Source organism: Streptococcus pseudopneumoniae, assembly GCF_001074975.1.
Classification (GTDB): Bacteria; Bacillota; Bacilli; order Lactobacillales; family Streptococcaceae; genus Streptococcus; species Streptococcus pseudopneumoniae_D.
In genome coordinates this window covers 43,305-52,032 of sequence record NZ_JUUO01000136.1, presented here as the reverse complement: position 1 = coordinate 52,032, position 8,728 = coordinate 43,305, and the positions used below count along the sequence as shown (strand labels likewise).

11 protein-coding genes are annotated in these 8,728 nt (G+C 42.7%); all 11 read left to right on the top strand.

What is annotated here, in order from left to right; translation table 11 throughout:
* Positions 1 to 142 precede the first annotated feature (142 nt).
* The 11 genes from tmk to ADI86_RS10110 all read left to right on the top strand — a co-directional run bounded on the left by tmk (position 143) and on the right by ADI86_RS10110 (position 8,726).
* Complete coding sequence (tmk, locus tag ADI86_RS10165; RefSeq protein WP_049532909.1) at positions 143 to 781, top strand: dTMP kinase; 639 nt, start codon at positions 143 to 145, stop codon at positions 779 to 781.
* Positions 778 to 1,668 (top strand): DNA polymerase III subunit delta', encoded by an 891-nt coding sequence (locus tag ADI86_RS10160; protein ID WP_049532908.1) that lies wholly within the window; start codon positions 778 to 780, stop codon positions 1,666 to 1,668. The genes tmk and ADI86_RS10160 overlap by 4 nt, the downstream gene beginning before the upstream one ends.
* A gap of 39 nt (positions 1,669 to 1,707) precedes the next feature.
* Positions 1,708 to 2,025, top strand: a complete 318-nt coding sequence (yabA, locus tag ADI86_RS10155) for a DNA replication initiation control protein YabA (RefSeq protein ID WP_000358228.1) — start codon at positions 1,708 to 1,710, stop codon at positions 2,023 to 2,025.
* 2 nt (positions 2,026 to 2,027) lie between these two features.
* Positions 2,028 to 2,897 carry a 16S rRNA (cytidine(1402)-2'-O)-methyltransferase gene (gene rsmI / locus ADI86_RS10150; protein WP_049532907.1) on the top strand — a complete coding sequence of 290 codons (870 nt, stop codon included), beginning with the start codon at positions 2,028 to 2,030 and terminating at the stop codon, positions 2,895 to 2,897.
* 134 nt (positions 2,898 to 3,031) lie between these two features.
* Complete coding sequence (trmFO, locus tag ADI86_RS10145; RefSeq protein WP_049532906.1) at positions 3,032 to 4,366, top strand: methylenetetrahydrofolate--tRNA-(uracil(54)-C(5))-methyltransferase (FADH(2)-oxidizing) TrmFO; 1,335 nt, start codon at positions 3,032 to 3,034, stop codon at positions 4,364 to 4,366.
* Positions 4,367 to 4,449: 83 nt separating this feature from the next.
* The gene (gene pyrH, locus ADI86_RS10140; protein WP_000002996.1) at positions 4,450 to 5,187 is read left to right on the top strand and encodes a UMP kinase; all 738 of its coding nucleotides are present in this window, start codon (positions 4,450 to 4,452) and stop codon (positions 5,185 to 5,187) included.
* Between the two features lie 8 nt (positions 5,188 to 5,195).
* Positions 5,196 to 5,753 (top strand): ribosome recycling factor, encoded by a 558-nt coding sequence (frr, locus tag ADI86_RS10135; protein WP_001262225.1) that lies wholly within the window; start codon positions 5,196 to 5,198, stop codon positions 5,751 to 5,753.
* A 59-nt stretch (positions 5,754 to 5,812) separates the two neighbouring features.
* The gene (gene cvfB, locus ADI86_RS10130; protein ID WP_001095445.1) at positions 5,813 to 6,667 is read left to right on the top strand and encodes an RNA-binding virulence regulatory protein CvfB; all 855 of its coding nucleotides are present in this window, start codon (positions 5,813 to 5,815) and stop codon (positions 6,665 to 6,667) included.
* 8 nt (positions 6,668 to 6,675) lie between these two features.
* A complete protein-coding gene (locus ADI86_RS10125) occupies positions 6,676 to 6,891 on the top strand; it encodes a YozE family protein (protein ID WP_049532905.1) in 216 nt (71 codons plus the stop codon).
* 85 nt (positions 6,892 to 6,976) lie between these two features.
* Positions 6,977 to 7,981: a PhoH family protein gene (locus tag ADI86_RS10120; RefSeq protein WP_049532904.1), complete on the top strand. Its 1,005-nt coding sequence runs from the start codon at positions 6,977 to 6,979 to the stop codon at positions 7,979 to 7,981.
* Between the two features lie 175 nt (positions 7,982 to 8,156).
* The gene (locus ADI86_RS10110) at positions 8,157 to 8,726 is read left to right on the top strand and encodes a GNAT family N-acetyltransferase (RefSeq protein ID WP_049532903.1); all 570 of its coding nucleotides are present in this window, start codon (positions 8,157 to 8,159) and stop codon (positions 8,724 to 8,726) included.
* Positions 8,727 to 8,728: the final 2 nt, after the last annotated feature.

The following is an 8,728-nucleotide window of genomic DNA, read 5'->3' as shown; positions in this document are numbered from 1 at the left end:
CCGTACTCAAGTACAGCCTGCGGCTAGTTTCCTAGTTTGCTCTTTGATTTTCATTGAGTATGAAATGAGAAGACAAAAAGATTGTCACAAACACCTATTTTTTTGATAGAATAGAAGTAGTGAAAAAAGAAATGAGTTAGACATGTCAAAAGGATTTTTAGTCTCTCTTGAGGGACCAGAGGGAGCAGGAAAGACCAGTGTTTTAGAGGCCTTGCTCCCAATTTTAGAGGAAAAAGGGGTAGAAGTGCTGACAACCCGTGAGCCAGGCGGAGTCTTGATTGGGGAGAAGATTCGGGAAGTAATTTTGGATCCAAGTCATACTCAGATGGATGCGAAGACAGAGCTCCTTCTCTATATCGCCAGTCGCAGGCAGCACTTGGTTGAAAAAGTTCTTCCAGCGCTTGCAGCTGGAAAACTGGTTATTATGGACCGCTTTATTGACAGTTCAGTTGCCTATCAGGGCTTTGGGCGTGGTTTAGATATAGAAGCGATTGATTGGCTTAATGAGTTTGCGACAGATGGACTGAAACCTGATTTGACTCTTTATTTTGATATCGAGGTGGAAGAAGGGCTGGCTCGCATAGCTGCGAATAGCAATCGTGAGGTCAATCGTTTGGACTTGGAAGGGTTGGACTTGCATAAAAAAGTTCGTCAAGGCTACCTTTCTCTTCTGGACAAAGAAGGCAATCGTATTGTCAAGATTGATGCTAGTCGCCCTTTGGAGCAGGTTGTGGAAACTACCAAGGCTGTCTTGTTTGACAGAATGGGCTTGACAAGATGAAACAAGATCAACTAAAGGCTTGGCAGCCAGCTCAGTTTGACCGCTTTGTCCGTATCCTAGAACAAAATCAGCTCAATCACGCCTATCTCTTTTCAGGTTTCTTTGGAAGCTTGGAAATGGCGCAATTTTTGGCTAAGAGCCTCTTTTGTACGGATAAAGTAGGCGTGTTGCCATGTGAGAAATGCCGAAATTGTAAGCTGATTGAACAGGGAGAATTTCCCGATGTTACTTTGATTAAGCCGGTCAATCAGGTCATCAAGACAGAACGGATTCGAGAATTGGTGGGGCAGTTTTCTCAAGCAGGGATTGAAAGCCAGCAACAGGTCTTTATTATTGAGCAAGCGGAAAAGATGCATCCCAACGCAGCTAATTCTCTGCTCAAGGTCATTGAAGAACCCCAGAGTGAGGTTTACATTTTCTTCTTGACCAGTGATGAGGAAAAGATTTTACCGACCATCCGTAGTCGAACCCAGATTTTCCATTTTAAAAAGCAAGAAGAAAAGCTCATCTTGCTCTTAGAACAAATGGGATTGGTTAAGAAAAAAGCGACTCTTTTAGCCCAGTTTGCTCAATCGCGAGCTGAAGCAGAAAAGTTAGCCAATCAGGCAAGCTTTTGGACCTTGGTTGATGAAAGTGAACGCCTGCTGACGTGGTTAGTAGCTAAGAAAAAAGAAAGTTATCTGCAGGTTGCTAAATTAGCCAACTTGGCGGATGACAAGGAAAAACAGGATCAGGTTTTACGGATTCTTGAAGTCCTCTGTGGACAAGATATCCTACAAGCAAGAGTAAGAGTGATTTTACAAGATTTGCTAGAAGCTAGGAAAATGTGGCAGACTAATGTCAGCTTTCAAAATGCCATGGAATATCTGGTCTTGAAAGAAATATAAATTCAAAAATGAACGATAAAGAAAGGAAAGGGCTGTTTTATGGACAAAAAAGAATTATTTGACGCGCTGGATGATTTTTCCCAACAGTTATTGGTGACCTTGGCCGATGTGGAAGCCATTAAGAAAAATCTCAAGAGCCTGGTAGAAGAAAATACAGCTCTTCGCTTGGAAAATAGTAAGTTGCGCGAACGCTTGGGTGAGGTGGAAGCAGACGCTCCTGTCAAGGCCAAGCATGTTCGCGAAAGTGTCCGTCGCATTTACCGTGATGGATTTCACGTTTGTAATGATTTTTATGGACAACGTCGAGAGCAGGACGAGGAATGTATGTTCTGTGATGAGTTGTTATATAGGGAGTAGGCATGCAGATTCAAAAAAGTTTTAAGGGGCAGTCTCCCTATGGCAAGCTTTACCTAGTGGCGACGCCGATTGGTAATTTAGATGATATGACCTTTCGAGCTATCCAGACCTTGAAAGAAGTGGATTGGATTGCTGCTGAGGATACGCGCAATACAGGTCTATTGCTCAAGCATTTTGACATTACTACCAAGCAAATCAGTTTTCATGAGCACAATGCCAAGGAAAAGATTCCTGATTTGATTAGTTTCCTGAAAGCAGGACAAAGTATTGCTCAGGTTTCTGATGCGGGTCTGCCTAGCATCTCAGACCCTGGTCATGATTTGGTTAAGGCAGCCATTGAGGAAGAAATTGCGGTTGTGACTGTTCCAGGTGCCTCTGCAGGAATTTCTGCCTTGATTGCCAGTGGTTTAGCGCCACAGCCACATATCTTTTACGGCTTTTTACCCAGAAAATCAGGCCAGCAAAAGCAATTTTTCGACTCAAAAAAAGATTATCCTGAAACTCAGATTTTCTATGAATCTCCCCATCGTGTGTCAGATACGTTAGAAAATATGCTAGAAATCTACGGTGACCGCTCGGTCGTTTTGGTCAGGGAATTGACCAAAATCTATGAAGAATACCAAAGAGGTACCATTTCTGAATTGCTGGAAAGTATCGCTGAAACGCCACTTAAGGGTGAATGCCTTCTCATCGTGGAAGGTGCCAGTCAGGATGTGGAGGAAAAAGACGAGGAAGACTTGTTCTTAGAAATCCAAGCCCGCATACAGCAAGGTATGAAGAAAAATCAAGCCATTAAGGAAGTCGCAAAGATTTATCAGTGGAATAAAAGTCAGCTCTACGCTGCCTACCACGACTGGGAAGAAAATGACTAAACAGGGAAGTTTGCCTTCTTCCCTTTTTTTGTTATACTAGTAAAAGAAAAAAATAGAAAGATTTGTGGGTGTTAAACAAGCCAGTGCCTTGTTTTGATATGAACTTAGGTTCCACCCAAAGAGGTATTAGTGTCGTGTCTCAATCTTATATCAATGTTATCGGTGCTGGTTTGGCAGGTTCTGAAGCAGCCTACCAAATCGCAGAGCGTGGTATTCCAGTTAAACTTTATGAAATGCGTGGTGTCAAGTCAACACCCCAGCACAAAACAGACAATTTTGCTGAGTTGGTTTGTTCCAATTCTCTTCGTGGGGATGCCTTGACAAATGCTGTTGGCCTCCTCAAGGAAGAAATGCGTCGCTTGGGTTCTGTCATCTTGGAATCTGCTGAGGCTACACGAGTTCCTGCAGGCGGTGCCCTTGCGGTGGACCGTGATGGTTTCTCCCAAATGGTGACCGAAAAAGTTGCCAACCATCCCTTGATTGAAGTGGTTCGTGATGAAATTACAGAATTACCAACAGATGTTATCACAGTTGTGGCGACTGGTCCTTTGACCAGCGATGCTCTAGCTGAAAAGATTCATGCTCTCAATGACTGCGATGGTTTCTATTTCTACGACGCGGCAGCGCCTATTATCGATGTCAATACTATAGATATGAGCAAGGTCTATCTCAAGTCTCGTTATGATAAGGGAGAAGCTGCCTACCTCAATGCTCCAATGACCAAGCAAGAGTTTATGGATTTCCATGAAGCCCTGGTCAATGCGGAAGAAGCACCGCTTAATTCTTTTGAGAAAGAAAAGTACTTTGAAGGTTGTATGCCAATCGAAGTCATGGCAAAACGAGGGATTAAAACTATGCTTTACGGTCCTATGAAACCAGTTGGTCTTGAGTATCCGGACGACTACACAGGCCCTCGTGATGGAGAATTTAAAACACCGTATGCGGTTGTTCAGCTTCGTCAGGACAACGCGGCTGGTAGTCTCTACAATATCGTTGGTTTCCAGACCCACCTCAAATGGGGAGAACAAAAGCGTGTCTTCCAAATGATTCCAGGTCTTGAAAATGCCGAGTTTGTCCGTTATGGTGTTATGCATCGCAATTCTTACATGGATTCACCAAATCTTCTTGAGCAGACTTACCGTTCTAAGAAACAACCAAATCTCTTCTTTGCTGGTCAGATGACAGGTGTGGAAGGCTATGTAGAGTCAGCAGCGTCAGGATTAGTTGCGGGAATTAACGCAGCTCGTCTTTTCAAGGGAGAAAGCGAGGCTATCTTCCCAGAGACGACAGCGATTGGAAGCTTAGCTCATTACATCACCCATGCCGACAGCAAACATTTCCAACCAATGAATGTCAACTTTGGAATCATCAAGGAGTTGGAAGGCGAGCGTATCCGTGATAAGAAGGCTCGTTATGAAAAAATTGCTGAGCGTGCCCTCAGTGATTTAGAGGAATTTTTAACAGTCTAATTTTTTTGAAAGAATTGCTCATGATACTATAAAAATCTTAGAAATTGTGATAAAATAGGTAGGATAAAAAAAGGAGAGTGAAAATGGCGAATCCCAAGTATAAACGTATTTTAATCAAGTTATCAGGTGAAGCCCTTGCCGGTGAACGAGGCGTAGGGATTGATATCCAAACAGTTCAAACAATCGCAAAAGAGATTCAAGAAGTTCATAGCTTAGGTATCGAAATTGCCCTTGTTATTGGTGGAGGAAATCTCTGGCGTGGAGAACCTGCTGCAGAAGCAGGAATGGACCGCGTTCAGGCAGATTACACAGGAATGCTTGGGACTGTTATGAATGCTCTTGTAATGGCAGATTCATTACAACAAGTTGGTGTGGATACGCGAGTGCAAACAGCTATTGCCATGCAACAAGTGGCAGAGCCTTATGTCCGTGGACGTGCCCTTCGTCACCTTGAAAAAGGCCGTATCGTTATCTTTGGTGCTGGAATTGGTTCACCTTACTTCTCAACCGATACAACAGCGGCCCTTCGTGCGGCTGAAATCGAAGCAGATGCCATCCTTATGGCTAAAAATGGTGTCGACGGTGTTTATAATGCCGATCCTAAGAAAGACAAGACAGCCGTTAAGTTTGAAGAATTGACCCACCGTGATGTTATTAACAAAGGTCTTCGTATCATGGACTCAACAGCTTCAACCCTCTCAATGGATAACGACATTGACTTGGTTGTCTTCAACATGAACCAACCAGGCAACATCAAACGTGTCGTATTTGGTGAAAATATCGGAACAACAGTTTCAAATAATATCGAAGAAAAGGAATAAGAAAGATTATGGCTAACGCAATTATTGAAAAAGCTAAAGAGAGAATGACCCAGTCTCACCAATCACTTGCTCGTGAATTTGGTGGTATCCGTGCTGGTCGTGCCAATGCAAGCTTGCTTGATCGTGTACATGTAGAATACTACGGAGTAGAAACTCCTCTTAACCAAATCGCTTCAATTACGATTCCAGAAGCGCGTGTTTTGTTGGTGACACCATTTGACAAGTCTTCATTGAAAGACATCGAACGTGCCTTGAATGCTTCTGATCTTGGTATCACACCAGCTAACGACGGTTCTGTTATTCGTTTGGTTATCCCTGCTCTCACAGAAGAAACTCGTCGTGACCTTGCTAAAGAAGTGAAGAAGGTCGGCGAAAATGCTAAAGTGGCTGTCCGCAATATCCGTCGTGATGCTATGGATGAAGCTAAGAAACAAGAAAAAGCAAAAGAAATCACTGAAGACGAATTGAAGACTCTTGAAAAAGATATTCAAAAAGTAACAGACGATGCTGTTAAACACATCGACGACATGACTGCCAACAAAGAGAAAGAACTTTTGGAAGTCTAAAAATAAACAGAAAAACTCAGTTGGCATTGCTGGCTGAGTTTTATTCGAAAGAAGGAAATATGAATACAAATCTTGCAAGTTTTATCGTTGGACTGATCATCGATGAAAACGACCGTTTTTACTTTGTGCAAAAGGATGGTCAAACCTATGCTCTTGCTAAGGAAGAAGGTCAACATACAGTGGGGGATACGGTCAAAGGTTTTGCCTACACGGATATGAAGCAAAAACTCCGCCTGACAACCTTAGAAGTGACTGCCACTCAGGACCAATTTGGTTGGGGCCGTGTCACAGAAGTTCGTAAGGACTTGGGTGTCTTTGTGGATACAGGCCTTCCTGACAAGGAAATCGTTGTGTCACTCGATATTCTCCCTGAGCTTAAGGAACTCTGGCCTAAGAAGGGCGACCAACTCTACATCCGTCTTGAAGTGGACAAGAAAGACCGTATCTGGGGACTCTTGGCTTATCAAGAAGACTTTCAACGTCTGGCTCGTCCTGCCTACAACAACATGCAGAACCAAAACTGGCCAGCCATTGTATACCGTCTCAAGCTGTCAGGAACTTTTGTTTACCTGCCAGAAAATAACATGCTTGGCTTTATCCATCCTAGCGAGCGTTACGCAGAGCCACGTTTGGGACAAGTTCTAGATGCGCGTGTCATTGGTTTCCGTGAAGTGGACCGTACCTTGAACCTCTCTCTCAAACCACGTTCCTTTGAAATGTTGGAAAATGATGCACAGATGATTTTGACCTATTTGGAAAGCAATGGCGGTTTCATGACCTTAAATGATAAGTCATCTCCAGACGATATCAAGGCAACCTTTGGCATTTCTAAAGGTCAGTTTAAAAAAGCTTTAGGTGGTCTTATGAAGGCTGGTAAAATCAAGCAAGATCAGTTTGGGACAGAGTTGATCTAGGGTGACTTATGAGAAAATCATTTTACACTTGGCTCATGACCGAGCGCAATCCTAAAAGTAACAGTCCCAAGGCTATCCTAGCAGACCTAGCTTTTGAAGAGTCATCTTTCCCAAAACACACAGATGATTTTGATGAGGTGAGTCGTTTTTTAGAGGAACATGCTAGCTTTTCCTTTAATATGGGAGACTTCGATCGAATTTGGCAAGAATATCTAGAACATTAAGGCTACTAGATGGGGTTGGGGATAGTAATTTCTCCATCCCTTTGCTATAATAAAAAGAAATAAAAGGATTAGAGAGGTTCTTTATTTGAAGGAACATTCAATTGATATTCAACTGAGTCATCCAGATGACCTGTTTCATCTTTTTGGTTCCAATGAACGCCATCTTCGTTTGATGGAAGAAGAGCTTGATGTGGTGATTCATGCCCGTACGGAGATTGTACAGGTTTTGGGAGGAGAGACTGCCTGTGAGGAAGCCCGTCAGGTTATTCAAGCCTTGATGGTCTTGGTCAATCGTGGGATGACTGTTGGCACGCCAGATGTGGTGACGGCTATTAGCATGGTTAAAAATGATGAAATCGACAAGTTTGTCGCCCTTTACGAAGAAGAAATTATCAAGGACAACACAGGGAAGCCTATCCGTGTCAAAACCTTAGGTCAAAAGCTTTATGTTGATAGTGTCAAGCAGCATGATGTGACCTTTGGAATTGGGCCTGCAGGGACAGGGAAGACCTTTCTTGCAGTGACCTTGGCAGTGACAGCTCTTAAACGTGGTCAGGTCAAGCGGATTATCCTAACTCGTCCAGCGGTGGAAGCAGGAGAGAGTCTAGGTTTTCTTCCGGGTGATCTTAAAGAGAAGGTAGATCCTTACCTTCGACCTGTTTACGATGCCTTGTATCAGATTCTGGGAAAAGACCAAACAACTCGTCTTATGGAGCGTGAAATTATCGAGATTGCCCCCCTTGCCTACATGCGTGGACGGACCTTGGATGATGCCTTTGTCATTCTCGATGAAGCGCAAAATACGACCATCATGCAGATGAAGATGTTCTTGACTCGTTTAGGTTTTAATTCTAAGATGATTGTCAATGGAGATATCAGTCAGATTGACCTGCCACGTAATGTCAAGTCCGGTTTGATTGATGCTCAAGAAAAACTCAAGAACATTCACCAGATTGACTTTGTTCATTTTTCAGCTAAGGATGTGGTTCGCCATCCAGTTGTCGCTCAGATTATCCGAGCTTATGAACCAGCTCCAGTAAAAAAAGAAGAGAGTGAAGAATTAGATCCTCAACCTCTATCTGAAGGATAGTTCTTTTGTACTTAAAGTTATCTCAATGCTAAATCTATAGTTGATTGAAGTTAGAATAGTAGGTCGTGACTGCTAAAACATTTTTAGAAATTAATTTGACTTTCCTAATCGATTTGTTCATATTTTATTTAATATCCTTATATTAGATTAGAAACGTTTCAAGTGGGAGAAATATATGGAATCAATCTTTTTAAAACTAGCTCAGTATCCAATAGTGGAGACAGAGCGTTTATTGCTCAGACCTGTAACCTTGGATGATGCAGAAGCTATGTTTGAGTATGCATCGGACAGAGAAAATACGCGCTACACTTTTCCAACAAATCAAAGCTTGGAAGAGACCAAGAATAACATTGCGCAGTTCTACTTGGCTAATCCCTTGGGACGCTGGGGAATAGAACTAAAAAGCAATGGTCAGTTTATTGGAACCATTGACTTGCACAAGATTGATCCTGTTCTTAAGAAGGCAGCTATTGGCTACATTATCAATAAAAAGTATTGGAATCAAGGATTAACGACAGAAGCCAATCGTGCCGTAATTGAGCTAGCTTTTGAGAAGATAGGGATGAATAAGTTGATTGCCCTTCACGATAAGGCTAATCCCGCGTCAGGAAAGGTCATGGAGAAATCAGGCATGCGTTTTTCCCATGCAGAACCATATGCTTGTATGGACCAGCATGAAGAAGGCCGAATCGTGACAAGAATTCATTATGTCTTGACCAAGGAAGACTATTTTGCAAATAAATAAGC